27 protein-coding genes and 1 tRNA gene are annotated in these 26,130 nt (G+C 28.9%); 2 read left to right on the top strand and 26 right to left on the bottom strand.

Annotated features, from left to right (window positions below):
* Positions 1-5 precede the first annotated feature (5 nt).
* From KGF45_RS06095 to polA, 18 genes are all read right to left on the bottom strand, one after another.
* Positions 6-1,067, bottom strand: coding sequence for a rod shape-determining protein (locus tag KGF45_RS06095; RefSeq protein ID WP_285891643.1), 1,062 nt, complete (start codon positions 1,065-1,067; stop codon positions 6-8).
* Between the two features lie 70 nt (positions 1,068-1,137).
* Positions 1,138-1,797, bottom strand: a complete 660-nt coding sequence (gene radC, locus KGF45_RS06100) for a RadC family protein (protein WP_227827470.1) — start codon at positions 1,795-1,797, stop codon at positions 1,138-1,140.
* A 44-nt stretch (positions 1,798-1,841) separates the two neighbouring features.
* A complete protein-coding gene (locus KGF45_RS06105; protein WP_227827070.1) occupies positions 1,842-2,426 on the bottom strand; it encodes a Maf family protein in 585 nt (194 codons plus the stop codon).
* Positions 2,427-2,645: 219 nt separating this feature from the next.
* Positions 2,646-3,617, bottom strand: coding sequence for an RnfABCDGE type electron transport complex subunit B (locus KGF45_RS06110; RefSeq protein ID WP_227827469.1), 972 nt, complete (start codon positions 3,615-3,617; stop codon positions 2,646-2,648).
* Positions 3,618-3,632: 15 nt separating this feature from the next.
* Positions 3,633-4,208: an electron transport complex subunit RsxA gene (gene rsxA, locus KGF45_RS06115; RefSeq protein ID WP_054269663.1), complete on the bottom strand. Its 576-nt coding sequence runs from the start codon at positions 4,206-4,208 to the stop codon at positions 3,633-3,635.
* A 14-nt stretch (positions 4,209-4,222) separates the two neighbouring features.
* On the bottom strand, positions 4,223-4,816 hold the full coding sequence (gene rsxE, locus KGF45_RS06120) for an electron transport complex subunit RsxE (protein ID WP_227827069.1): 594 nt from the start codon (positions 4,814-4,816) through the stop codon (positions 4,223-4,225).
* Positions 4,817-4,828: 12 nt separating this feature from the next.
* Complete coding sequence (locus KGF45_RS06125; RefSeq protein ID WP_227839875.1) at positions 4,829-5,398, bottom strand: RnfABCDGE type electron transport complex subunit G; 570 nt, start codon at positions 5,396-5,398, stop codon at positions 4,829-4,831.
* The gene (locus tag KGF45_RS06130; RefSeq protein ID WP_227434071.1) at positions 5,398-6,375 is read right to left on the bottom strand and encodes an RnfABCDGE type electron transport complex subunit D; all 978 of its coding nucleotides are present in this window, start codon (positions 6,373-6,375) and stop codon (positions 5,398-5,400) included. The genes KGF45_RS06125 and KGF45_RS06130 overlap by 1 nt, the downstream gene beginning before the upstream one ends.
* 22 nt (positions 6,376-6,397) lie before the next feature.
* A complete protein-coding gene (gene rsxC / locus KGF45_RS06135; RefSeq protein ID WP_227827067.1) occupies positions 6,398-7,735 on the bottom strand; it encodes an electron transport complex subunit RsxC in 1,338 nt (445 codons plus the stop codon).
* 215 nt (positions 7,736-7,950) lie between these two features.
* On the bottom strand, positions 7,951-8,895 hold the full coding sequence (locus KGF45_RS06140; protein WP_227827066.1) for a hypothetical protein: 945 nt from the start codon (positions 8,893-8,895) through the stop codon (positions 7,951-7,953).
* 109 nt (positions 8,896-9,004) lie between these two features.
* Positions 9,005-10,288, bottom strand: a complete 1,284-nt coding sequence (locus KGF45_RS06145; RefSeq protein WP_227841989.1) for a C40 family peptidase — start codon at positions 10,286-10,288, stop codon at positions 9,005-9,007.
* Between the two features lie 131 nt (positions 10,289-10,419).
* Positions 10,420-10,791, bottom strand: coding sequence for a VOC family protein (locus KGF45_RS06150; RefSeq protein WP_227434067.1), 372 nt, complete (start codon positions 10,789-10,791; stop codon positions 10,420-10,422).
* 233 nt (positions 10,792-11,024) lie between these two features.
* The gene (locus KGF45_RS06155) at positions 11,025-11,624 is read right to left on the bottom strand and encodes a hypothetical protein (RefSeq protein WP_227841990.1); all 600 of its coding nucleotides are present in this window, start codon (positions 11,622-11,624) and stop codon (positions 11,025-11,027) included.
* Positions 11,625-11,825: 201 nt separating this feature from the next.
* Positions 11,826-12,038, bottom strand: coding sequence for a heavy-metal-associated domain-containing protein (locus KGF45_RS06160; RefSeq protein ID WP_227434065.1), 213 nt, complete (start codon positions 12,036-12,038; stop codon positions 11,826-11,828).
* A gap of 78 nt (positions 12,039-12,116) precedes the next feature.
* Entirely contained in the window at positions 12,117-13,835 is a 1,719-nt protein-coding gene (locus tag KGF45_RS06165) for an ABC transporter substrate-binding protein (protein ID WP_227827062.1), read from the bottom strand.
* On the bottom strand, positions 13,835-14,389 hold the full coding sequence (locus tag KGF45_RS06170; protein ID WP_227827061.1) for a lytic transglycosylase domain-containing protein: 555 nt from the start codon (positions 14,387-14,389) through the stop codon (positions 13,835-13,837). Before KGF45_RS06170 ends, KGF45_RS06165 begins: the two co-directional genes overlap by 1 nt.
* Positions 14,382-14,984 carry a dephospho-CoA kinase gene (coaE, locus tag KGF45_RS06175; protein WP_227827060.1) on the bottom strand — a complete coding sequence of 201 codons (603 nt, stop codon included), beginning with the start codon at positions 14,982-14,984 and terminating at the stop codon, positions 14,382-14,384. Before coaE ends, KGF45_RS06170 begins: the two co-directional genes overlap by 8 nt.
* 8 nt (positions 14,985-14,992) lie before the next feature.
* Positions 14,993-17,641 (bottom strand): DNA polymerase I, encoded by a 2,649-nt coding sequence (gene polA / locus KGF45_RS06180; RefSeq protein ID WP_227827059.1) that lies wholly within the window; start codon positions 17,639-17,641, stop codon positions 14,993-14,995.
* A gap of 339 nt (positions 17,642-17,980) precedes the next feature.
* Here polA and KGF45_RS06185 point away from each other — a divergent pair.
* Positions 17,981-18,063, top strand: a tRNA-Leu gene (locus KGF45_RS06185).
* A gap of 231 nt (positions 18,064-18,294) precedes the next feature.
* On the opposite strand, the gene KGF45_RS06190 is transcribed toward KGF45_RS06185, so the two are convergent.
* Complete coding sequence (locus KGF45_RS06190; RefSeq protein ID WP_227827058.1) at positions 18,295-19,170, bottom strand: LysR family transcriptional regulator; 876 nt, start codon at positions 19,168-19,170, stop codon at positions 18,295-18,297.
* 136 nt (positions 19,171-19,306) lie between these two features.
* Between KGF45_RS06190 and KGF45_RS06195 the strand changes: the two genes are divergently transcribed.
* Complete coding sequence (locus tag KGF45_RS06195; protein ID WP_227827057.1) at positions 19,307-19,654, top strand: cupin domain-containing protein; 348 nt, start codon at positions 19,307-19,309, stop codon at positions 19,652-19,654.
* Between the two features lie 220 nt (positions 19,655-19,874).
* Here KGF45_RS06195 and KGF45_RS06200 read toward each other — a convergent pair whose 3' ends face one another.
* The 7 genes from KGF45_RS06200 to KGF45_RS06230 all read right to left on the bottom strand — a co-directional run bounded on the left by KGF45_RS06200 (position 19,875) and on the right by KGF45_RS06230 (position 25,999).
* Positions 19,875-20,318, bottom strand: a complete 444-nt coding sequence (locus tag KGF45_RS06200; RefSeq protein ID WP_227841991.1) for a hypothetical protein — start codon at positions 20,316-20,318, stop codon at positions 19,875-19,877.
* Between the two features lie 2 nt (positions 20,319-20,320).
* The gene (locus KGF45_RS06205; RefSeq protein WP_227434059.1) at positions 20,321-20,518 is read right to left on the bottom strand and encodes a helix-turn-helix transcriptional regulator; all 198 of its coding nucleotides are present in this window, start codon (positions 20,516-20,518) and stop codon (positions 20,321-20,323) included.
* Positions 20,519-20,668: 150 nt separating this feature from the next.
* Complete coding sequence (locus tag KGF45_RS06210) at positions 20,669-21,541, bottom strand: AraC family transcriptional regulator (protein WP_227827055.1); 873 nt, start codon at positions 21,539-21,541, stop codon at positions 20,669-20,671.
* A gap of 333 nt (positions 21,542-21,874) precedes the next feature.
* The gene (locus tag KGF45_RS06215) at positions 21,875-22,744 is read right to left on the bottom strand and encodes a nitroreductase family protein (RefSeq protein ID WP_227827054.1); all 870 of its coding nucleotides are present in this window, start codon (positions 22,742-22,744) and stop codon (positions 21,875-21,877) included.
* 510 nt (positions 22,745-23,254) lie between these two features.
* Positions 23,255-23,476, bottom strand: a complete 222-nt coding sequence (locus KGF45_RS06220; RefSeq protein ID WP_227827053.1) for a hypothetical protein — start codon at positions 23,474-23,476, stop codon at positions 23,255-23,257.
* Positions 23,477-23,982: 506 nt separating this feature from the next.
* Positions 23,983-24,963: an SPASM domain-containing protein gene (locus KGF45_RS06225; RefSeq protein WP_227827052.1), complete on the bottom strand. Its 981-nt coding sequence runs from the start codon at positions 24,961-24,963 to the stop codon at positions 23,983-23,985.
* A 163-nt stretch (positions 24,964-25,126) separates the two neighbouring features.
* Positions 25,127-25,999: a metallophosphoesterase gene (locus tag KGF45_RS06230; protein WP_227827051.1), complete on the bottom strand. Its 873-nt coding sequence runs from the start codon at positions 25,997-25,999 to the stop codon at positions 25,127-25,129.
* Positions 26,000-26,130 lie beyond the last annotated feature (131 nt).

Raw genomic sequence — 26,130 nt, forward strand, 5'->3', positions numbered from 1 at the left:
AACTTCTAATTTTTAGCATTCATCATTAATACTTTTTCAAAAATTTCTTGGTCTTCAACAGATTTTCCTGTTCCAAGTGCAACACAATCAAGAGGAGCTTCTGCTATTTGAACAGACATTCCTGTCTCTTGTGTAATAAGTTTATCAAGGCCTCTAAGCATAGCTCCCCCTCCTGTTAGCATTATTCCGTTTTCCATTATGTCTGATGCTAATTCTGGTGGAGTTTTTTCTAATGTAGATTTTATAGCATCTACTATTGAACTCACAGGCTCTTTTAATGCTTCTCTAACTTCTGTAGAACATATTTCTATTGTTTTAGGTAATCCTGATATTAAATCTCTACCTCTTATTTGCATATTTATTTCTTCATCATCTTTAAATGTAGATCCTATGCTAATCTTAACATTTTCAGCAGTTCTTTCACCTATCATAAGATTATATTCTTTTTTTACATAGGCAACTATAGACTCATCAAATTCGTCTCCACCAATTCTTATAGATTTAGCAGTAACAATTCCTCCTAGAGATATTACAGCTATTTCTGAAGTACCTCCACCGATATCAACTACCATATTACCTTCTGGTTCTTCAACCTTTAATCCAGCTCCTATAGCCGCTGCCATTGGTTCTTCTATAAGGAACGCATCTTTAGCACCAGCTTGTCTTGCAGCTTCTTCTATAGCTCTCTTTTCAACTTCTGTAACTCCAAAAGGAACACATATAGCTATTCTTGGACTTACAACACCTTTTTTGTCAGCTGCTTTTTGTATAAAGTAACTAATCATTGATTGAGTTATATCAAAGTCAGCTATTACTCCATCTTTCATTGGTCTTATAGCCACTATATTTCCTGGTGTTCTACCTATCATTTTTTTAGCTTCTTCACCTACTGCTAAAACTTCTTTACTGTCATCTCTTATTGCAACAACTGAGGGTTCTCTAACAACAATACCTTGTCCTTTTATGTAAACTAATGTATTTGCAGTCCCTAAATCTATTCCCATATCCTTTGTCATCTTGTTAAAACTAAAAAAACCTCTTTTTTCTTTCTTTTTTTCCTTAGCCATGATTTTACTCCTTCCTACTAATTAAGAATCATGTTTAAAACATTCTCCTACTATTTTATCACATATAAAGTCAAATTATCATATTTTCTTTAAAGCTAAAGTATAATCCATCTCCAATTATTATATGGTCAATTATTTCAATCCCAATTATTTCTCCACATTTAATAAGTCTGGATGTAATATTTTTATCTTCCTTTGATGGTTCTACACTTCCTGAGGGGTGATTATGCATCACTATTATTTTACTTGCACTTCTCTTTATAGCTTCTTTAAAAACTTCTCTAGGATGGACTAATGATGAGTTTAAAGTCCCTACAGATACATCTACATCAGATATTATCTCATTTTTTGTATTTAAAAGAACTGCCTTAAAAACCTCTTTTTTCAAATACCTCAGACTATTCATATAATATTTATGTATATCCCAAGGATTTTTTATTTTATACTTCATAGGTTTAAAACTAGCTACTCTAAAGCCTAGTTCTAAAGCTGCTTTAATTTGGGCTGATTTTGACAATCCAATTCCATCTATATTACACAGCTCCTCTATTGTCATTTCTTCTAAATGTCTAATACCCTGAATATCTCTATTTATTATATAGTTAGCTAACTCGATGGCGTTTTTATGTTTGTTACCAGTTCTTAAAAGTATAGCCAACAATTCAGCATTTGATAAGCTTTTTACTCCTTCAGCAAGCATCTTTTCTCTGGGTCTTTCCTCTAGTGCCATTTCTTTTACCTTAATGGTTGAATTAAATGACTTTTTCAGATAAATCACACTCCATAAAAAAGATTTATATTAAAATGTTCCTTTAGCAAGTCACCTAACCTTGAAATTGGAAGTCCAACTATATTAAAATAATCTCCTCTAATTTCTTCAACTAGCAAGGCTCCATATCCTTGTATTCCATAAGCTCCTGCTTTGTCAAATGACTCTTTAGTTTTCAGATAATCCTCAATATCTTTTTCTGATAACGTTTTAAATTTTACATCGCTGATTACATAGTCAATTATTTTTTTATCTCTGCACAAGTTTATTAAGCTAATACCTGTTATGACTTGATGCTCTCTTCCAGATAGTCTCCTTAACATGTCTCTTGCACAAGACTCATCTTTAGGCTTTCCTAAAATAGCATTATCTAAAACAACAACAGTATCAGCTCCAATAACAACATCTTCCTTATGTTTAGATGCTACAGACATACTTTTTTCAAAAGCTAATCTCATAACTAAATGTTTTGGTGCTTCACCTTCCAATATAATCTCATCAATTTCACTTTTAATTATATCAAATCTTACATTTGTATTCTCTAGAATTTCTTTCCTTCTTGGAGAGGCTGATGCCAAGATTATATTCATTTATTCACCTCATTTGTACGTAATTTGTACCTATTTAGTCTATCACTATATTGTAAAAAATTCAACAGAAATGTCGAACCTTTTTTGTTACACTATTGTTATATTTATTACCAATAAAATAAATATACATAAAATAGAGGTATGGAAATTATTCCATACCTCTGTTTTATGTACTCATTAGAGATATGGAAATTATTCCATATCTTTATTTTGTCCATATTACAAAATTTTAATAGCTTTCTTTGGACATTTTTCCATACATAAATGGCATCCTACACATTTGTCTGCATCTACCTTATGTTTTTCTTTTAATTCACCTTCTATTGCATCAAACTTACATTGTTTTTTGCACACTGTACATCCTACACAAAGTTCTTGGTCAATAGTAACTTTCTTTCTCTTAGCTATATCACCTGAAATTACTTTTGTAGGGCATTTTTCTACACATTGCATACAACCTACACACTTGCTAGGGTCTATTTTAGCTATTTTGTTTTCAAATATTATTGCATCAAATTGACAAGCTTTTACACACATTCCGCAACCAATACATCCAGCAGTACATTTTTCTTTAACAGCTTTACCAAATTCTTTGCTATTACATTCTACAACTATTGATTGGCTTTCTGGTTTTGTAATTATTATACCCTTAGGGCATGCTTCTTTACATTTTCCACAATTAACACATTTTTCTTCATCTATTACTGCTACTCCATCAACTATAGAAATAGCATCAAATTTACAAACAGTCTTACATGTTCCAAGACCTAAACATCCAAACTTACACATTTTAGCTCCTGAATTTAAAACATTTGCTGCTCTACAATCAGATATTCCTTCATACACATATTTATCTTTTGCGCTTGAACAAGTTCCTTTACAAATAACTTTTGCTACTTGTTTTTCACCTGCTTCAGCACTTACTCCCATTATTTCTCCAACTTTTACACCAACATCTGCTCCACCTACAGGACAACCATTAACTGGTGCTTTTCCTTCAACTATCGCACTTGCAAGACCTCCACATCCTGGAAATCCACAACCACCACAGTTAGCACCTGGAAGTACTCCTAGTATAGCTTCCACTCTTTCGTCTACTTCTACAGCAAACTTTTTAGAAGCAAAATCTAATACTATCCCGAAGATTAAGCCCATAATTCCTAAAACTACTACAGCCGTAAGTATCACTATTTTCACCCCTCTTTTTTATAGCTTTATAAGTCCTGTAAATCCTAAGAAAGCTATTGACATTAAACTTGCTGATATAAGTGTTATAGGGAAACCTTTAAACGCTTCTGGTATATCAGCTAATTCTAGTCTTTCTCTTATACCTGCGAATATTACTATTGCTAAAGTAAATCCTGCTCCTGCTCCAAATCCGTTTATTATTGTTTCTACTAAGTTATAACTTTTTTGAACATTAACTAGAGCTATACCAAGAACTGCACAGTTTGTAGTTATAAGAGGTAAGTAAACTCCTAATGCTTGATATAAAGATGGACTCATCTTTTGAATTACCATTTCAACGAACTGAACTATAGAAGCTATAACTAAAATAAAAGCTATTGTTTGTAAAAATTCAGTTCCAGTCTTTACTAATAAAATTTGTATAAAATAAGTTATAATTGAAGCTAGAGTTAGAACGAATGTAACTGCAACTCCCATCCCTACTGCTGTATCAACTTTCTTAGAAACTCCTAAGAAAGGACATATACCCAAGAACTGAGATGTTATAACGTTATTAACAAGAACGATACTTAAAAATAAAAGTATTAAATTCATTTATTACACCTCCACTACGCTTTTTTACTTCTTAATTTATTAAATCCTGCAAATAAGAATCCTAATGTTAAGAATGCACCTGGTGGTAATATAAATATTAATACTGGTTGGAAAGATGCTCCAAATAAAGTCATTCCAAATAAACTACCATTTCCAAGTAATTCTCTAACTGCACCTATTATTGTAAGTGCAACAGTAAATCCAAGACCTTGACCTACACCATCAACAATTGAAGCTAGTGGACCAGTTTTAAAAGCAAAACTTTCTGCACGAGCTAGTATTAAACAGTTAACAACTATTAATGGTATATATATACCAAGAGCCTTATCAAGAGCAGGAACATATGCTTTTAAAACCATTCCTACTATTGTAACAAATGTAGCTATAATTACTACAAATATAGGTATTCTTATCTTATCTGGTGTAATTTTTCTTATTAAAGATATAACTAGATTTGCACATATTAAAACTGCTGCTGTTGAAAGACCCATACCAATTCCATTTATTGCTGAAGTTGTAACGGCTAGTGTTGGACACATACCTATAACTTGCACAAATGTTGGGTTCTCATCTATTAGCCCATTTTTAAATACTTTAGCTAAATTCATAATTAACCCTCCTTATTTATTAAGAGCACTATTGAAAACATCTATCGCAGCATTTACTCCTGTAGTAACTGCTGTAGATGTAATAGTTGCACCTGATATTGCTAATATTTGATTCTCTGCTGTTGTACTTCCTTTTGCTACTTCAAGAGGTTCAGCAGTTTTTCCTTTGTATTGACCTTTAAATGCATCATCCTTAGCTTTTGCTCCAAGTCCTGCTGTTTCTGTCATATTACCAATATCAACACCTGTAACTTGGCCATCAGCTGATATACCTACCATAACTTCAATTTCTCCACCATATCCACTTGGTTTAGCTTTTAAAGTATATCCTACTACCTCAGAACCATCTAATCCTTCATAGACCTCAGCTATAAGACCATCTCCAAGGTCTTTATAAGTACTTTCCTTCATTTCCTTAAACTCTTTTGCTTCTGGAAGTACTGCTTTTCTAAGTTCATTGTTTGCTTGTATGTTTCTTTGTTCTATTACTGGAGCTGTAACTTGATTTGTAGCTCCAAGTGCTAATGAGGCTATTGCACTTATAGCAAGTAAAGTTCCACCTAGTCTTACCATACTATTCATTATTTAGCCACCTCCCCAAACACTCTGTTTCTAACAAACTTATCTATAAGTGGTGCAAGACAGTTTACTAGTAGTATTGAGTAAGATACACCTTCTGGATATCCACCATACATTCTTATAACAGTTGTTATAAGACCTGCTAATACAGCATATATGATTTGACCTTTTTTAGTCATAGGCGAAGTTGTATAATCCGTAAGCATGAAGAATCCACCTAACATAAGGCCTCCAGCAAACAGTTGATATATTGCAAAATTTATATTAAATCCACCTAAAAGGAATGTTAATATAAATACAGTTGCTATGTAAAATACTGGGATAACATAATTTATTATGCCTTTATACATTAGGTATACTCCACCTAATAATAATAATATTGCTGATGTTTCACCTATACATCCACCAATATTACCAATCATCATATCAGCAAGGCTGATTCCATTACTAGAAAGGTCAGCTAATCCTGCTGCTCCATTTTTCAAAAAACTTAATGGTGTTGCTGTAGTAACTGCATCTAAATTTTTACCTATCCAATTAACACCTGGTTGAGTCCAAGCAGTCATTGCTACTGGAAATGATGCTAATAAAAATGCTCTTGCAGCAAGTGCTGGATTGACAAAGTTACATCCAATTCCACCAAATACCATTTTAACTACTAATATTGCAAATATTCCTCCTACTAGACACATCCACCAAGGAAGTGATGCTGGTACGTTAAATGCTAATAATAATCCTGTTACAACAGCTGAAAAATCTCCTATAGTACTTTTATGCTTCATAAGTTTTTGATATAAAAATTCAGTACCTACTGTACCAAGTATACAAAAAAACATAGCACTCAATGCATTAAGTCTAAAGAAGTATACTCCTGCTACTGCTGCTGGAAGGAGTGCTATAATAACTTGTTTCATTATATATGAAGTATCTTCATTACTTCTCACATGAGGAGAAGATGATACTATCAACTTATTTTCCATCGTTTTTCCCCCTTAACTTTCTTTATTTCTGAGCAGCTTGCTTTCTTCTCTTTGCTCCTATTTCTCTTTTTGCTGATCTTATAGATTGAAGTAATGGTCTTCTTGCTGGACAAATAAATGAACAAGACCCACATTCTATACAATCCATAGCTCTATGATATTCAGCTGTGTCATAATCTTCCTTCAAAGAATATGCACTTATGAAAAGTGGTTGTAAGAATGATGGACATACATCTGTACATCTTCCACATCTTAAACAATTTTGAACATCTGGTGTACGTGATTCTTCTTCATCTAAACATAAAATTCCTGAAGAACCTTTATTAGTTGCTATTTCAATAGTATATTGAGTCATACCCATCATAGGTCCACCCATTATAACTTTACCAACTTTTTTACCTTCTTTAAAACCACCACATTGGTCTATTATTTCTGAAACTAATGTACCAACTTTTGTTATTAGGTTTTTAGGTTCTTTGATACAACTACCTGTTATTGTAGTAATTCTTTCTACCAAAGGCATCCCTGTTTTAATAGATTTAGCTATTTGAGCTGCTGTGGCAACGTTGTCAACAACTGCACCTGCTGCTATTGGCAATCCGCCTGATGGAACTTCCTTACCTGTACACGCATAAATAAGTTGTTTTTCTGCTCCTTGTGGATATTTCACTTGAAGGCCAACAACTTCGATTTCACTATAATCTTTAGCTACATTTTGAATTGCTTCTATAGCATCTGGTTTATTTGTTTCAATTCCTATAAATCCTTTTTTAACATCTAATACTTTCATTAATGCTCTTAAACCAAATACAACATCTTCTGGGTTTTCCACCATTAATCTGTGGTCTGCAGTTAAATATGGCTCACATTCTGCCCCATTTAATATAACTACTTCTGCTTTACTATCTGGTGGAGGAGATACTTTTACATGGTTAGGGAATGTAGCTCCACCCATACCTACTATTCCTGCCTCTTTTATGATACCTACTATGTCTTCTTTGCTCAAATCCTCTAACTGACCTTTTGGTTGAACACTTTCATGTAATTCTTCCTTGAAGTCATTTTCTATAACTACACATTGAGCTGAACCACCTGGTACTTCATGTTGTTCAATAGCAATAACTTTACCTGATACTGAAGAATGAACGTTACATGAAACGAAACCTTGCTGTTCACCTATTTTTTGCCCAAACTTTACTTCATCACCAACTTCAACAATAGGTTTAGCTGGTGCCCCTATATGTTGTTGAAGAGGAATGTAAACTATCTTTGGAGCTTGAGCTTTTTCAAGTGCCTTTGTGTTAGAGTACTCTTTTCTATATGGAGGATGTATCCCTCCCTTAAAAGTTAAGAGTTTCATTGTTTTACCCCCTTATCTATAAAAAAACATTTTTTCTGCCTTCTATAAGTATACTATATATATTAAAAAATCTTAACAATTGTTAAAAAAATATCCCTATTTTTATAATTTATTTTATAAATCAATGCCTCTTTATTAAGTTAAAACGAGGAAAAGGATTGTCTTATTAAACAATCCTTTTCCTATAGCTTTCTAAAGTCTAAATTTTCTGTATTTTATTTTATAGAATTTATAAACAAAGAATACTCTTGCATAGATGATAAAAGTAGACTTTTACTTACACTATATTTTTCTTCATTTGCTGCTTTTGAGGCAGTATCAATTTTTTCGTTTATGTTGTTTACATAACCAATTAAATTATCTTTAAATAAACGCATTTCAGAATAATCAATCTTTTCCGCTTCTTTTGATATATTTTGTGATATTGCCTTTCTATTTGTCAAAATAGTATTATATTTTTCCATATCTACATTATTTTCATCATTCGACCAAAAACTTGATTCTTCTTTAAAGTTTGTTATTAATTTATTTAACTCTTTTGATATACTATCTATATAAGCATAATTGCTTGTATATTCTAAAGATAGCATAGGTGCATCTAAATGAGATAAAAACGCATCTGGAAATACTTTTCTTATAGAACTCATATGTTTTCTAACTTCATTTTCATCAAAAGAAGAGTATGTTTGTATTTTTTTTACTCCATCTTTCTCCATAACTGAAAAAGGTATATCGCTACTAACTAATGATGTTTGTATTTTTTTCAAATCATCATCATTATCTATTGCAGCAACTTGGATAGTATATATATCCCATCCTTCAATAGTAGCTAATTTTACTTTTTCTGGTTCCTTAGTATTATTTACTGCTTTTTCTGAACTATTATTTTGATTATCCTTTGAATTGGTTTGCGATTTAGATTTTTTTCCATTTTTTATGGCATTTAATTCATCAGATATATCTTTATAAGTTATATCTGATGAACTATTTAGAAATGGTATTTTAGCTGATATATACTCTAACATCTTGCTATCTTTTATTTTTGTATAAGAATAATAGCCAATTAAACATAAACAAGCAATAGTTATTATATACTTACGCACATCTATCTTATGTCTATTATTATTAAATCCTCTGTATATCGTCTTTCTTCTATTCATTAGTTTGTCCCCTCCCAAAATTATATTATTAATAAAGTATATTTTTAAGAGTCTCAATTTATGAATAGAAAACTTATTTATTTTAATTTTTTAATAAAAATTATATCTACTAAGCAAATCTTCTTGCTCCAAGTAATGCTTTAGACCAATATGAAGTAGTCAAATTGTCCACTTTAACCTTATTAGGATTAGTTTGAGTTCCACTACAATGTATAAACTTACTATTGCCTACATATATACCGACATGGTTCGTTGCTCCATCTCCATCAGTATCAAAGTAAACTAAATCTCCTGGTGCATAGTTACCCATAGAAACTGCACTTCCAAATTGAGCTTGCTCTCTAGAAACTCTTGGGATAGAAAGTCCAACTGAGTGTTTAAAAACATACTGTGTAAATCCAGAACAATCAAACTTATCTGGACCTGAGGCCCCCCATTGATATGGTATTCCAATAAGGGTATATGCAAAGTCTACTACTTTTGAACCATTCACAGTCGATTTATCTGAATTTCCAATAGATGAAGAGTTTGAATTACTATTAGATTGGGAATTACTATTAGACGATGAACTAGAGTTTTCTTTTAATCCTTCATTAGTCTCAGAAATATAACTAGAACTTACCCATCCAGTTGTCCCATTTAATAATTTCACTTTATACCATCCATTATTTTTGGCCCTTAGCTCAACAACATCTCCACCACTTAATTTTCCTATTACAGAATAGCTTGTCCCAGGGCCACTTCTTACATTTAAACTTACAGTGGATGTTACTTTCCCCTTCTTGCCTTCAAGCGATACTTCACTAGATTGATTTTTATCAGTGTCGTTATTATTGTTATTAGTATTACTTGAATTAGAATTATTTGTTCCAACATCTTCTGATGTTTTTGAGATATACTGACTACTAGCCCATCCAGTAACTCCATTTGATAGTTTTATTTTATACCATCCATTACTTTGTTCTAATAGCTTTACTACATCTCCATTATTTGCTTTACCAACTAATGAATAGTTTGTACCTGCACCACTTCTTATATTTAATCTAGAACTGACATTTACTTTTCCATTCCCACTAATAGATGTTCCACTTGATGTTGAATTATTTTGGTTTGAAGTACTTCCAGATGAACCACTCGTTGATATGTATTTTGCACTTCCCCAGCCAACAACAGAACTTGATACTCTTACTTTATACCATCCATTAGATTTTTCTAAAATTTCTACAGTTTTTCCCTTGTATAACTTTGCTACTTTGTCACAATCAGCACTTGGCCCGCTTCTTATATTTAAAGCACTAGCTGTCACAACTCCCTTTTCAAGGGCACTTGCATGTATAGAACTAACAGATACTGCTACTGCTCCAATCCCTAAAGCCGTTATAGCTTTCTTCACTACTATCACTCCCCCCAACATATTTTTATAATCATAAAGTCATACCACTATTATCCATTTTTAAGAACTATATTTTAATGATAACTTATTCTATTATTAATTGTAAAGAAATTATAATTATATTCTTAAAATTAATGATTCTTAGGAAGTATTTCAATCCAATAATTATCTGGGTCCGCTATAAAATAAATTCCCATACTTTCATTTTCAAAACATATACAATCTAAGTCTTTATGAAGTTTTTTTGCCTCATCAAACTCTTCAACTTCTAAAGCCAAATGGAACTCATTATCCCCTAAATTATATGGTCTATCCCAATCTCTAAGCCAAGTTAACTCTAATGTATGGCTAGTAATCCCATCTCCTAAATAAACTAGTATAAAACTTCCATCTTCTGCTTCTTTACGCTTTACTTCTTTTAGACCTAAAGCTTTATCATAAAAATTCAAACTTTTTTCTAAGTTAGTAACATTAAAATTGTTATGGCAAAAACTAAACTTCATTTTGAAATCACTCTCCAATTTTTACTTTTTTTATATTATATCATTATTATAACTTTATTTAAATCAAATTAAGTTAAAAATTTGAATAATGCTGTGTAATACCTAAGTAGCATTAAATTATTTAAAAGAATATGTCAAAAAAAGAATAAGTTCTATTAAACACATGAAAAAGTTGTACTCAAGTTATCTTGATTGTGTAAAATAATAGAACTTATTTTTTAAAATTTTTATATTTAATTTTTAATTTTTTCTTTTATAATATAGTTTATTACTTTTTTTCTAATATCTTCAGCACTATAATCTTCCTCTATTTCTATATCTAAAAGTTTTGCTATTGATTTCATATCTTCTCTAGTTTTTGACCTATAGCTTGATATCAATTCATCTTTTATTTTCTCAGGTTCTAAAAAATATTCTTCATCTCCTCTTTTGAAAGTAACGTATTTTTGAGCATATGAATTTCTATTATAGTATATATACCTTGATATTTTTCTTAAAATCTGATTATATGAAAGTCGCTTATTAACATTAAGCTTTAAGTACTCTGAAAAAGCAAATAGCTCTTTTTTTGATTTAAATAATGTTTCTTTTTTGATGGTTCTTGATATCGAAGTTACACTTTCTTGATATGCACACTTTTTTAACATTTTTAAATATACTCTATTAAGACCAATACTTTGATTGAATTTTTTTATATTATTATTAATAACTTTATCCAAATTACCTTCAAAGTATTTTTTTGCTCCTTTTTGTGATACATAACTCTCAAGTTCTTTGTGGGCCATATCAAGTATCATTTTTTTTAAATCTTCTTTATATCCTCTAGACTCCATGATACTCCCTCCCTTAGCTATTTATAGTATATTCAAAAAGTTTAAGAAATGTGAATCTTTCTCGAAATTTTTTACTTTTTATGTATATATTAATTTAAAAGGGGAGATAATAGTAATGTAAAATCAAACATACTCAATCTCCCCCATTTTTAGACCTCTATTACTCCCCCAATAGAGGTCTTTTTTTATTTTATTATTTTTTTATTCAATTCCTTTTAATTCAAAACCTAACTCTGCTATTACTTCTTTTAACTTATCAACTGACACATCATCTTTCATGTCTACAGATGCACATTTATTTTCTAAATCTACATCTAAAACTTCAACACCATCTATATCTTCTGTTAATGCAGTTTTAAGATGATTTACACAGTGTCCACAACTCATACCTTCTACTAATAGTTTCTTTTTCATATCAATTACCTCCTTATACCCTACAAGGGTATTTTATCATACAGTTTAAATTTTTTAAATATAAATTAATCATTTAATTTATTTTGATTCATTTGAGCTTATATCTAAGTTAGAGATTCCCTCATATACATCAAATTCATTTGGAGTAATTTTTCCTTTTAGTCTACTATTGCTTACAATATAGTTGTTTCTAATAGCTAAACTGATAAATGTTGCATTGTCTCTAACATACTTCTGTACAACTTTATATGCTTTCTTTGTTTCAATTTCAGATGCAGAACTTGTCAGTGCAGACATATATCCATTTAACTTATCATCAGTATATCCACTGCTTGCTATTATACTACTTACATCTGGTACGCTCGATAAATTCCACCCTACCAATGCTAAATCGTAATTTTTAGAATTAAGCGCACTTTCCATTTCTTTATCTGATAACTGATTTATTGTATTGTTTATTCCTATAGCTTTTAGGTTTTCACTTATTATATGTGATGTTTTTAGCCTCTCACTATTATCTTTATTTACTATTATTTTTAAATTCATTTCAGAAAGTCTTTTCTTTACTTCCTCTTTTTCTTTATTTTTTTTATCTTCAGCTTCTTTTTTTACTCTCTCAGCTTCTTCTTGTTCAGCCTTTTTTTGTTCTTCAGCAGTAAGTTTTTTTGTATTTTTTTTAGCTGATTTTTTTTGTTTTTTATCTACTTTATCATTTTTTGTATTCACTGCATTTATATTTGCATATTCTATTTTATTAAGATACTCAATTGCTTTATCTTTATTGTATTCTAAATCTTTCACATCACTGCTATAATATTTTGATTTTGAGTTAAGTGGAAAATTAACAGGAGTTGCATCATCCATATAACCTTCACTAATAATTCTATTTTTATTTATAGAATGTGCAATTGCTTTTCTAAAATTGACATCCTTAAAAAAAGAATTATTGTAATTAAATAATACACATTCATAATCCCTACCTTGATATTTTGTTATATTAAACTCTTTTTCTTGAAATTTGCTCAAATCATTCAGTGTAACATTTGTTATATCACTATCAAGAGCCATAACCATAGATGTTCTAGCATCTTCATTAGGAACCATTCCCACTTTTACATTTTTCATAGCTTTAGGAACTTCTTCATAGTAATCCTTGTTCACAGATAAAATCATTCCTTCTCTTTCTGTATATGATTCTATTTTATATTTCCCATTTCCTATCATATTATTATTTTTGTCATTTACATCTTTTGAATCTAAATGATTTTGAGATACTATTGGAAAAATTAAACTATCAATAGAAAAAGCATATTTAGCTTTAAATTTTATTGTAAAATCTTTATCTGATTTAATATTTACAGAAGCTATATTTTTTGTAAATTCATTATATGGACTTTCTGCACTTTTTTGAATTAAACCAATTGTATAGTTTACATCATTTGAAGTAACAGCTTTTCCATCATGCCATTTTGCATCGTTTAGCTTTATATCTATACTCATTCCATCTTGAGCTATATTGTACTCCTTCACTAACTGAGGAGTTACATTATAGTTTTCATCTATTGTAAACAAACCATCATAGATTAAGTTCATTATGTAGCCAACAGACTTATCAGTATTTGTTATAGGGTTTATAGTCTTAGGAGTCACCATCGTTAAGTTTATATATTTGGCATCTATAGAGCTTTGACTTTTAATACTTGATTCGCTACTACTTTGTTTTGTTTTTGTATTACTACAACCAACTATCATAAGAGTTATAGCTAAAATTACTGTTAAGACTTTTATTTTCTTCATTAGTTTTTCCCCTTCTCGCCATATATCTTATTATAATTTTTATAATTATTTTTTACTTTTTCTACATACTTTGAAGTTTGTTCAAAAGGTATATCATGTAGATTCTTTCCATCTTTACTATATTCGTTATTTTCTAACCATTTCTTTACATTACCTGAACCACCATTATACGCAGCTATTACTAAATCCAATGAACCAAATTCTTTATATAATTTATTTAAATACCAACAACCAATTCTTATGTTAGTTTCTGGGTCAAAAATATCGATATTTTCTAGATTCAGTTCTTCCGCTCCCCAATCTCTAGTCATGTCTAGTATTTGCATTAACCCTTTGGCCTCTTTTTTTGAAACAGCAGAGCTATTAAACTTACTTTCTGCTTTTATGACACTGTAAACTATATTTTCATCTAAATTAAATTCTTTAGAATATTTTTCTACATACTCTGAGTATTTTTTAGGATACAAAAACTTATGTATTATTTTACTTTCCATTAATAGTGCCCCAAATAAGATTATAAAAATAGATAGAATCAATACTTTCTTATTATTCACGCCAATTCTCCTTCATGTATTCAATAAATTTGTATACTTTATTCTCTAATTCAGTTATTGTTCCCGAATTATCTATTATATAATCACCATATTTGGATTTTTCTTCCTGACTCATTTGTGAATTTATTCTGCTAAGTGCTTCTTGTTTACTACAATTATCTCTCTTTTGTATTCGGCTAATTTGTACTTCTTGTTTACAAGTAACCACTAATAGCTTATCTACTATTTCCAAAAATCCACTTTCTACTAATATTGCTGCATCTAATATTACTATCTTTTCGCCTTTTTTTCTGGCTTCTTCTATATCACTTATTATTTTTTCTCTTATTATTGGATGTGTCAGATTATTTAACTCATTAAGTTTTTCTTCGTCATTAAAAACTATTTTCCCAAGAGCTTTTCTATCTAAAGTCCCATCATCCTTTTTTATATTTCGACCAAAATGTTTAAATACTGCTTCTAATAACAACTTATCATCAAATATTTGTCTAGATATAATATCTGCATCCACTATAGTAATGTTAAATTTTCTAAATATATTTGATAGGCTGCTTTTTCCACAGCCTATTCCTCCTGTAAGTCCTAATATCAACATAAAATCACCTACTTTGTCTCATACCACGAACTACCAACATTTAAATCTACATCTAAGTGAACATCCATATTTACAGCATTTTCCATTTCATCTTTTACAATTTTTTTAACTATATCTATTTCATCGTCAATTGCTTCAACTATCAATTCATCATGAACTTGTAGTATAAGTTTTGATTTCAAATTATTTTCTTCTAACTTTTTGTGAACATTTATCATAGCAATCTTTATTATATCTGCTGCACTTCCTTGTATTGGTGCATTCATTGCAAATCTCTTCCCTCTATTTCGCTCCATAAAATTGCTAGACTTTATTTCTGGTATATATCTCCTTCTGTTTAAGATAGTCACAGCATAACCATCTTCACTAGCCTTTTCTACTGTAGTGTCCATAAACTCTTTTATCTTATGATATTTAGCAAAATAACTTTCTATATACTCTTTTGCTTTTGGAACAGGTATATTTAAATCATCCGCCAATCCAAAATCACTTTTACCATATATAATACCAAAGTTTACTGCCTTAGCTGCACCTCTTAGCTCACTAGTTACATCTTCCATAGAAACATTAAAAACTTGTGAAGCTGTTTTAGTATGAATATCTTCATTATGTTTGAATGCTTCTATCATATTTTCATCTTGACTCATATGTGCAAGAACTCTAAGTTCTACTTGTGAGTAATCGGCGTCAACTAGCTTACAATTTTCATCTGCAATAAACACCTTTCTTATTTTTCTACCCATTTCCATTTTTATAGGTATATTTTGAAGATTTGGTTCTGTAGATGAAATTCTTCCAGTAGTTGTTATAGTTTGATTAAATGATGAATGAATTCTATTACTTTCTGGATTTATTATGTTTAGAAGACCTTCAACATAAGTAGAATTCAGCTTTACTATTTGTCTATACTCAGTTATTTTATCGATTATTGGATGTTTATCCCTTAATTTTTCTAAAACATCTGCATTAGTTGAGTATCCAGTCTTAGTTTTTTTGATTATTGGAAGTTCTAATTTTTCAAACAATATAACACCTAATTGTTTTGGTGAATTTATATTAAATGGCTCTCCTGATAATTCATAGATTTCCTTTTCTAGTGTAGAAATTATTTCTTTAAACTCAATGCTTAGGTCATCTAATATACTCTTATCTACTTTTATACCTTCATACTCCATATGTCCTAAAACTTCCACTAAAGGCATTTCTACATGATAAAAAAGACCATCCATACTCATATCGATTAAACTTCTTTCCATCATAGGAATTGTTTCTTTAACTGTGCATATTATTTGCCCCATATACTCAGCCAACTCTTCAAATTCTAAATCTTCGTAGTTCTTAGATTTAACACCTTTACCTAGTAATTCTTCTTTTGATTTAACTTTTTTTGATAAGTATTTCATAGCTATAGCACTACAGTCATATGAGGTAGATGAAGTAGAATCTATTAAATACTCAGCTATTGTTATATCAAAATTTATATTTTCCAAGTTTATATTATATGGCTTTAAAGATATATAATCATCCTTTAAATTATATCCAAATTTCTTGATTTCTTTATTTGAAAGTATACCATCTAATTTTGTCATCTCATCTGAATCTATATAATATATTTTTTCTCCATCTACACTTATAAAGATATATATTATATTTTTTTCAAGTATATTACCTTGTCCTCTAACAGTTTTTAAAATAACTTGTCCTTTTTTATTTACTTCGTCTATAAATTTATCTATATCTTTTAATTTTAATATTTCTATTTTTTCTTCTACTTGTTCAGTATCATCTGAGTCAACCAAATCAACTAATCTTGATAAAAGACTTGTAAATCCAAAATATCTAAACTTATCTAAAAGTTCATCTTTATCATAATCGCCAAAAATCATACTATCTAAATTTACTTCTATTGGTACATCCCTTATAATTGTTGCAAGTCTTTTACTTTGAATGGCTATTTCTTTATTTTCTTCTATCTTCTTTTTTACACTTCCTTTAAGTTTATCTGTATTTTCTATTAAATTCTCTATGCTAGAAAACTCTTTTATAAGTTTTATTCCTGTTTTTTCTCCTATTCCAGGTACTCCTGGTATGTTATCTGACTTATCTCCCATAAGCCCTTTTAAGTCAATAAACTGAGTTGGAGTCATTTCATATTTTTCAATTACAGAGTTAAAGTCATATTCTTCAACTTCTCCTACACCCTTTTTTGTTATAAGAGTAGTAGTCTTATCTGAAGCAAGTTGAATGGCATCTTTATCTCCAGTTACTATGTATACCTTATATCCATTATCCTCTGCTTTTTTAGAAACAGTTCCTATAATATCATCAGCTTCATAACCATCTATTTCTAATCTATTTATTTTAAATTTATCTAAAAGGTCTTTTAGTGGCTGTAATTGCTCCGCTAATTCATCTGGCATTCCCTTTCTTCCTGCTTTATACTCTTTATACTCTAAGTGTCTAAATGTAGGTGCTTTTCTATCAAAAGCTACACTTATATGTGTTGGTTTATATATATCTATTATTTTAAACAACATTGTCGTAAATCCGTATATAGCATTAGTTTTTAAGCCTTCTTTATTATTCATTTCTGGCAAAGCATAAAATGCTCTATTTATTATTGAATTTCCATCTATTATAATTAATTTTTTTTCCAAATTATATCACTCCTAAAGATTCTCTATTTTTGTAACATATATATTATATACCAATATGCTATTATTTAATATTCCCATAATAATAATAGTATATTAAAATTAAATATGTTGCAAACAATATATTTTTTTGCTATAATAATAAACATGACATGACCGAGTGATGGAATTGGTAGATGCAATTAACTCAAAATCAACTGTGTTGATTCATAAGTTTGCGTAAGAAAATGCTAGTATTTATGATATTTTGACAGTTTAATGAGTGTTTTGTATTCAATATTCCTCTTGCATGTTCTCAGAAAATCTGGTAGGATATACAAGTAGTTTGGATTTAAAATATAAGCCGCTGTGGCGGAACTGGCAGACGCATACGACTCAAAATCGTACGGGAAACCATATGGGTTCGAGTCCCATCAGCGGCACCAATAAATTAAAACTCTTTGGTTTAGACTAAAGAGCTTTTTTATTGCCATATTCCCTAAATATTCATTAAAACTTATTCTTTTACTTTCAATATTATGTATGGAAATAAATGATTTTTGATTTGTTTCTAGCTTTTATTCAGTAAGCTTCAACTTATCCAAAATATGCAATTATGACTGCTTTAAAGTAGTCTATATTTTCAATTCGTGTAACATAACCAATTTAAAAATACTCTAGTACATCTGTTTAACAATAGAAATAAAATCACAAAGATTCTTAGACATCCACTTATCTTTATGATAAATGAGTTGAGAAACAATGTTATAGTTTGTAGAATATGGAACCTTAATTAATTCATGCCTTTTTAATTCTTTCTCTACTGCAAGCTCTGGGAGAAGACACAATCCAAGACCACTAAGCACTGTTTGCTTAATTACCTGAATACTCCCTGTTTCAAGAACTATTTTAGGAACTACAGCTGATTCAGATAATTCTTTTTCAAATAGACTTCGATAACAACAGCCCTCCCCTGTTAAAATAAAAGGAATATCTTGAAAGTCTTGAATAGACACATTTTCTTTTAACACTAGTTTACTATCTGGAGCAGATAAAATACATATTGGCTCATCATTTTTCAATACAGAAACAACAGACTTATCAGTAACAGGAGAATCAAGGATAAACGCAACATCAATTGTATTGTCTGCAAGTAATGGAATAAAATCAGATGAATCCAAAGTCTTCAAAAACAAATCAACATCAGGATATTTCTCTTTATATATTTTAATAATTTCAGGTAGTTTAAAAATACAAATAGATTCTGAAGCCCCAATAACAATACGCCCTGAATCAGTGTGGTTTTCATACATATTTTTAATATCAGATGAAAGTAGAATCATTTTTTTTGCATAGGGAATTAACATTTCTCCTTCTCTAGTTAGTGTTACACTTTTTCCTATACGCTCAAAAAGACGTACATCTAATTCTTTTTCTAGTTGCTGTATCTGAGTCGTAATATTTGATTGTGCATAATTAAGATATTCAGCAGTTTTAGTAAAATTTTTGATTTTACTAAGTGTTAAAAAGGTCTTCAGATGTTTTAACTCCATATTTATGACACCTCCAGTATTATCTAAATTTAAGATTGATATAATCTAATCAATCTATTTAACAAATAGTCAAATAAATGTTAGCATATACATATACTAAAAGTCAAATAAAACCAATAATTACAGGAGGCTTATAATGTTAACAAAATCTAATATAATTAAAGAAGTAAATAATATCGAACAACTATACATCTATAAAAAAATAGGAATTATCAATAATAATGTACTAAGTGTTGTTCAAGTGGCAAATAGAAGCTTAGATTTTCATATTCATGAAAAATCAGATGAACTATTTTATGTAATCGAAGGAGAGTTTGAGTTAGAAACTCAAGAAGGATTAACAAAAGTTGAGGAAGGAGAATTTATTATTGTACCCAAAAATACACTACATAGACCTGTAGTTAAAAAACTTACAAAATTTCTAATGGTTGAATTGGATGGAACTCTTAATAAAGAAAACAGTGGCGATTTATATGAAGATTAATCCCTTTAAAAGCATATAGAAATTACTCTGAAATAAAGTACTACAATATTTTTCTTTAAAGCCTATATAATCTTTATCTATAAAAAAGCCACAAAATATAATATATACTTGTGGCTTTTTATAAATTTGTATATATAATTATTAAAGATATCATCTGAAATTATCTTAAAAATCTAAAACTTAAAACGTTAATATTTTTATTGTGATTTTTAATTTTTTATTACAACTTTTTATCCAATTTATTATATACAACTACGCTACAAATAAATTGAAATAAAAGAAGTAACCCAAGCCCAATTAAAACCCATTTACTTATTACCATTACTGAGAATACACTCAATATAGATACTATAAATATAATAATCACTAAAACATAAGACATAATTTGGTTGGTAATACGTCCAGATTTATCACATAACATAACTCTTCTCTCATCATTCATCTCTATTATTTGATTTTCTACCTTTTTCTCATATTCTTTAGCCCTTTCAGGTTTACTCCAATATATATACTGTAGTATCATACATATTCCAGGACCTAAAGATGCTCCAGCAAGTCCCCATATAAAAGCTTCAAATGAAAATTCTGTCAATGTAGCTAATAAAATAAATAAAACTCCAAAAACAAGATAAACAATACCTATATATAATCTGTTCTTTTTCATTTTTACTCCTCCTCATAAATAAATATTTCTTCAATACTCATATCAAAATATCTTGCTATTTTAAATGCTAAAATAATTGATGGGTTATATCTGCCATTTTCTAATGAACCAATAGTTTGTCTTGAGACTTGTAAGGCAATGGCAAGCTCTTCTTGCTTTATCCCTTTCTTTTTTCTTATTTCTTCTAATCTATTTTTCACATTTATCACCTTAAATCATTTCATTTTATGTAAAGTTTACTTTCCATAATTATACACCTATATACGTTTTATGTAAAGTTTACTTTCCATATTTCACAAAAAATAACAGACTATTTTTAGTCTGCTATTTTAAAATTTCATCTTATTTCTCTAGTTTTGAATTTGTTTCTTAATTGGAATCCAAACTTCTACTGTATAATCAGGAGCATTAATATCACCTTTAGGATAAAGTTCTATATCTGGTAAACTAGCATACTCATACCCAGAACTTGGTAGCCATTCAGTAATAATTCTTTTTTGCAATTCCTGTATAGCAGTAGCATTTGGCATTGGAGAAACACATTCAAATACTGCCCATGTACCTGATGGTATAAAATATTCATAAGTATTTTCTAAAGTATGTCTATCTGTTGGTGCAGCAATATAATAGTCTAAGTCCTTTCCATTCATACATGTACTGACTCCAAGTAATCCATAAGGTTCATGATTTATTAATTTCAAAAGTTTTTCAACCATTCCATTTTGTATAGATTTAGCCCATAACTTGGGAACCTTATCAAAACATTCCTCTACAATCATATTCATATGTTCTTTTACTCCAACAATACGAAATCCCTTTTTTTCCACAATACGATATTGCATTTCTACATTTCCCTTTACATAAATAGTTAAGGTTATCCTAGGATATGCTTTTAAAACAACGCCTTTCGCTCTAGCAGCAGATGGAGAAATATTATGTATGTTTTGAAAAGCCCTATTAAAAGATGTAGGCGAATCATAACCATATTTCTCAGACAGCTCTAAAATTTTGATATTACTGTTTTGTAGTTCAAGTGCTGCCTTAGTCATACGTCTACGTCTAATATATTCAGACAAAGGTACTTCTGCAATATATGAGAACATTCGTTGAAAATGGAAGGTGGAACAACATGCAATTTTTGCTGCTTCTGCATAATCCACTCCACTTTCAAGATTGTCTTCAATGTAAGTAATAGCTTGATTTAATTTATTTATCCATTCCATTTAACATTCCCTCCAAGCAAATTATACAGTTTAATAAAATAATATACCTCTCAATCTATGCACAAAATTGTAAGCTTTAAAATACTATTTCAAAAATAGATACAGATTCAGTTTAAAGTATAACATTTACTCATTTAGCTATCAATTTTATATTGGCTTTATATCAAGTCCAATAATTTACATTAATAGTCCTCTTTTACATAAAATTTGTCAACTAATAATGCTAAAATTAAATTATACAACAAAAGAGTTCAAAGACATTATTCTATATAATGTTATTGAACTCTTTATAGAAATTAATTTAAGTAAAACTAAATTAAATATTAAACTGTTTTATATATTACAATATCCAACTATTTTATATTCTTCTGGTATTTTATAATCTTTATCTGGAGTACCTAAATTCCATTTTAACTCAAACATAGTTGCACTTATTATTGTTGCAAAATAAAGCATAACTATACCAATATCTATTTTTTCTTCATATAAATTAGTATGACCATCTTTTCTAACTGCTAAAACTACAACTCCTCCATCAACTATAAATCTCCATGGCTGTCTGTTTAATGTAGATGGAGCTAATCTTGCATAATGGAATGCATCAAGAAGTGCTCTCTCTTCTAATATATTTGTATTTGCATTATTTCCCCACTCATCCATATAAACTACTTCTTCTACACCTAAACGAGAAGAACTATTGTCTGAAACAACTTGCATATCAGATTTTGAATAATTCTCACCAGTCTTTGTAGCATTTAGTACTTTAGTATTGCTTGCATTTTCTCCATATCCAATAGCAATAATTCCTGTTACCTCTTTGTCTGAGTCAATACCAAGTTTATCTAATACCTTTTTGCTATCCTCAAAAGTAACCCAACAAGAGCCTATTCCAAGGTCTGTTACCTTAAAAATTATATTTTCTCCTATGTATCCTGAATTTTCGATGTAATTATCTTTTACTTCAGATAATATTATAATATAACTTGGTGCATCTATCATATTTCCTTTATATCCTGCTATTTTATCTAAATTGTCAAAAACTTCACTTCTATTCATTACTCTTATATCAACTTCTATCTCTGGAACTAGTTTCTTACAAGATTCTGAGTATTTCTTAATCTCACTAAGATACTCTTCTTTAATATCTGTCTTTTTATATTCTCTAACAGACTTTCTATTTAATATGATTGTTTTATAATTCATAATTTTATCCTCCCCAAACTAGTATATTATTAATTATATACCCATTAATGTAATATTTTACGCATTTGCTTAATAAATAATAATTACAATTTTGTAATTATTATTTATTAATAATATTCCACTTTTACATTCATAATGACCAGTTGTGCAAAATCCATTGCCAACCTTCAAATAAAAACATATTATAAAGATAATATAAAATAAAATAAACAAACAAATCTTAACAAAAAATTAAACTTTTTTTACACGAAAGAAGGCTTCCCGTTGTCTTCTTTATTTTTTTACAAAAAAATAGACTGCTTCTAAAATGATTTTACATTTTTGAAACAGCCAAAGTATTTTATAATGACAACTATATTTGAGGATGTGAGGGAGAGTTGTCATTATAAATTTAGGGTAATTATATTATGTTTTAAGCTAGTTCTTTCTATATTTCTATAATACATTACATATATGAATTTTATATGATATTTGTATAAACGACATATGAAATTATATATTTTAATTATATTAAATCTTATTATTACATTTACTGCAACAATACTCATATGTCTCTACATTGTTTGGAATATTTACAAATACAAATTCTTTACAGTTGTCACAATACTTTAGTATAGATATAGTTCCACAAGTGTAACATTCAAATGTCACACACTCCTCACTCTCTTCTATTACTTCAAATTTTTTACTATGCTCACCACACTCTGGGCACTTGCGATTATTTACATTCATAAATACTCCTCCTTATTAGTATAGTTAAAAACATGTCAAAAACTTAATCAAATGTATTTTATATTACTTATTATATATTCTATAATAAATCATATTCCTAGATAATAAAACAAATTAAATAAAAAAAAACCATAAATTTTAAATTTATGGATTAATTCTTGTAATGATAACTCTATTTGAGGATGTGAGGGAGGGTTATCATTACAATAGGGTATTATATTATGGTTTTTAAGCTAGTCTTTCTATACTCTATATAATACATCTGTTATATGAATTTTATATGATTTTTACATAAATATTTTATGAAGTTTAAAATTTTTGACTAATTTTGTCTCTGTAAAAAGTTCTCTAAAAATCCATAGCATCATAAAAAGCCAGCATTTAAGTAAAGTATCATAAAAAAATTTGTTCAACAATCTTAACAAGTTATATCACCTCATTAACAATTATTGACACAAAACTAAACAACCAATCTATAAATTATTCCTAAAACTTAATTTTGATAATTATTGATATACAATTTCTAGATTATCAATCTTATTTTGCATCTCTAAGAAAATTTCCTCAACTGAATTGTCAAATATATTGCCTAAATAAACTCTTTTATCTTTTTGAATGGAATAAGATTTTACACTGCCGTCAGAAGAAATGTATACATGGCTCCATTCTGCACCATATTTTGAAAATCTTTCTCTTATATCTTTAAACCTCATATCTTCTATTTTTATTGCTTTTCCTCTAGCTCCTCTTACTACTGTATGTCCTCTTTTTATTAAACTAGTTATTTTTATATCTTCTTTTAATTTAACATGTATGTTGTCATTCTCTGAATATACATTCCATATTACTTTATGACGATAATCATCTAATTCTCTTATCAAACTTCTTTCAATAGTAAAACTATCTTTAGTTACTATAATTAAATCAAAATGGTCTAGCATATATTGAAATACTACTTTCATATCTTTATTTTTTAGAATATCTTCACCAATAACTTCTATAAACCTACATCCTTTTTCATACATACACTTTAATAAGCTTATAACTTCAGAAAAATATTGAACCCTATTGTCATTACCATCTATCTCTATTGTAAAGTATAAAGGTGTAAGATATACTTTATTTCCTGTTATCTCAAAAACACTTGATAATGTTTGTGCCTCATCTTCAAAGGTTAAATACTCATTATCATAAAACATAAAAAATTCCATAACTTTATCTCTCATATCAGGGATATTTCTGTATCTGTTGGATAATATATCTAATACATCTTTAGTAGTATTTTTCCCATCACATTCTGCTAGTACAACAACTTGCTTCCAACTTAAACTATCCACACTCCCTATACTTTTTTCATATCCATTTGCCTCATCATAAATGGGACCAATTATGATATTTTCTTTTGGCCACATATGAACTCTAGTTCCATCTTTTAATTTTGGATATTTGTTTTTTACAGATTCATAAAATCTACTCATATCACCCATGATTTTTGACTACCCCCTATATTTTAAATATTACATGCTAAAAATAGCATTTTATTTGAATTAATCAAATAATTATTAAAAATTTATAATTGTATCTATTTGATATGGTTTTACATCAATTTTATATATATGTCATTGATGTTTATATACACAAAAAACCTTATTAATTAGACCTTAATGTAATCCTTACTACTTCTGGTTTACAATTAAGTCTAATAAGAACTTTTGAGCCTCCTAAGCCTTTATTTAAAACCATAGTGCTACTACCTTTTTCATATTTTCCCCAGTCATACTTAGGAAAAAACTCTCTATTTGGAGATAGTACACCTCCAACAAAAGGTATTCTTATTATACCGCCATGAACATGACCAGCCAGAACTAAATCAGCTCCCCATTTTACATATTTTTCAAAGAAGAACGGCGTATGAGCTAAAAGTATATTATACTCATTTTCGTTTATTTTACCTAACTTATCTTCTACGAAATTGTCACTCAATTCTAACTTTTTATTATTAGCAAAAAAATATGGATAGCATCCCAATGGTATGATTAAACCATATAGATTAATATAACTATCTCCTTTATATATTCTTACAGATTCATTTTCCATATTTATTATTTTTTTTGAATACAATTCCTTAAAATAATCCTTATATAGATGTTTATATTTTTTTATTAAAGATTTTTGTTCATGATTTCCAACTATATGGTATACTTCATATTTTTTTACTAAATTATCAATTAAATCTAATGCAATTTGAAAATTTTTATTTTCTCCATCAACTAAATCTCCTGTTATAAATATAACATCTGGATTTAAGGATTCAATTTTATCTATCAATGTTTTGTTATTGTTTTTGTCAAATACCTTATTATGTAAATCACTTACTTGAACTATTTTAAAGCCGTTAAATTCCTTTGGAATTTTTTCATTAAATATGGTATATTCTGTTGTTTCTATATGTTGAGTTTCATACTTATACAGAATATATAAGATTGCTAATACTAATACTGTCAATAAAACTTTCATAATCATATATTCTTCCTCTTTATTATATTTTATTAATATTATTATAATGCTTTTATGTTTATTTTAAAACAATAATGTTAGTACATGTATACAAATCTTTTCGACATTACAAAAATAAGTTATCCATTTTGGTAATA

Origin of the sequence: Clostridioides sp. ZZV14-6154, assembly GCF_020657785.1 — a bacterium.
In the GTDB taxonomy this organism is placed as follows: domain Bacteria; phylum Bacillota; class Clostridia; order Peptostreptococcales; family Peptostreptococcaceae; genus Clostridioides.

Bases quoted from the DNA above. Each gene is read 5' to 3' on its own strand.
- KGF45_RS06155 (WP_227841990.1), bottom strand. From the start codon at position 11,624: ATGGAGTCTAGAGGATATAAAGAAGATTTAAAAAAAATGATACTTGAT.
- KGF45_RS06095 (WP_285891643.1), bottom strand. From the start codon at position 1,067: ATGGCTAAGGAAAAAAAGAAAGAAAAAAGAGGTTTTTTTAGTTTTAAC.
- coaE (WP_227827060.1), bottom strand. From the start codon at position 14,984: ATGTTGATATTAGGACTTACAGGAGGAATAGGCTGTGGAAAAAGCAGC.
- KGF45_RS06130 (WP_227434071.1), bottom strand. From the start codon at position 6,375: ATGGAAAATAAGTTGATAGTATCATCTTCTCCTCATGTGAGAAGTAAT.
- rsxE (WP_227827069.1), bottom strand. From the start codon at position 4,816: ATGAATTTAGCTAAAGTATTTAAAAATGGGCTAATAGATGAGAACCCA.
- KGF45_RS06165 (WP_227827062.1), bottom strand. From the start codon at position 13,835: ATGAAGAAAATAAAAGTCTTAACAGTAATTTTAGCTATAACTCTTATG.
- KGF45_RS06125 (WP_227839875.1), bottom strand. From the start codon at position 5,398: ATGAATAGTATGGTAAGACTAGGTGGAACTTTACTTGCTATAAGTGCA.
- KGF45_RS06220 (WP_227827053.1), bottom strand. From the start codon at position 23,476: ATGAATGTAAATAATCGCAAGTGCCCAGAGTGTGGTGAGCATAGTAAA.
- rsxC (WP_227827067.1), bottom strand. From the start codon at position 7,735: ATGAAACTCTTAACTTTTAAGGGAGGGATACATCCTCCATATAGAAAA.
- KGF45_RS06195 (WP_227827057.1), top strand. From the start codon at position 19,307: ATGTTAACAAAATCTAATATAATTAAAGAAGTAAATAATATCGAACAA.
- KGF45_RS06200 (WP_227841991.1), bottom strand. From the start codon at position 20,318: ATGAAAAAGAACAGATTATATATAGGTATTGTTTATCTTGTTTTTGGA.
- KGF45_RS06160 (WP_227434065.1), bottom strand. From the start codon at position 12,038: ATGAAAAAGAAACTATTAGTAGAAGGTATGAGTTGTGGACACTGTGTA.
- radC (WP_227827470.1), bottom strand. From the start codon at position 1,797: ATGGCACTAGAGGAAAGACCCAGAGAAAAGATGCTTGCTGAAGGAGTA.
- KGF45_RS06105 (WP_227827070.1), bottom strand. From the start codon at position 2,426: ATGAATATAATCTTGGCATCAGCCTCTCCAAGAAGGAAAGAAATTCTA.
- rsxA (WP_054269663.1), bottom strand. From the start codon at position 4,208: ATGAATTTAATACTTTTATTTTTAAGTATCGTTCTTGTTAATAACGTT.
- KGF45_RS06190 (WP_227827058.1), bottom strand. From the start codon at position 19,170: ATGGAGTTAAAACATCTGAAGACCTTTTTAACACTTAGTAAAATCAAA.
- KGF45_RS06140 (WP_227827066.1), bottom strand. From the start codon at position 8,895: ATGAATAGAAGAAAGACGATATACAGAGGATTTAATAATAATAGACAT.
- KGF45_RS06150 (WP_227434067.1), bottom strand. From the start codon at position 10,791: ATGAAGTTTAGTTTTTGCCATAACAATTTTAATGTTACTAACTTAGAA.
- KGF45_RS06210 (WP_227827055.1), bottom strand. From the start codon at position 21,541: ATGGAATGGATAAATAAATTAAATCAAGCTATTACTTACATTGAAGAC.
- KGF45_RS06225 (WP_227827052.1), bottom strand. From the start codon at position 24,963: ATGGGTGATATGAGTAGATTTTATGAATCTGTAAAAAACAAATATCCA.
- KGF45_RS06230 (WP_227827051.1), bottom strand. From the start codon at position 25,999: ATGATTATGAAAGTTTTATTGACAGTATTAGTATTAGCAATCTTATAT.
- KGF45_RS06215 (WP_227827054.1), bottom strand. From the start codon at position 22,744: ATGAATTATAAAACAATCATATTAAATAGAAAGTCTGTTAGAGAATAT.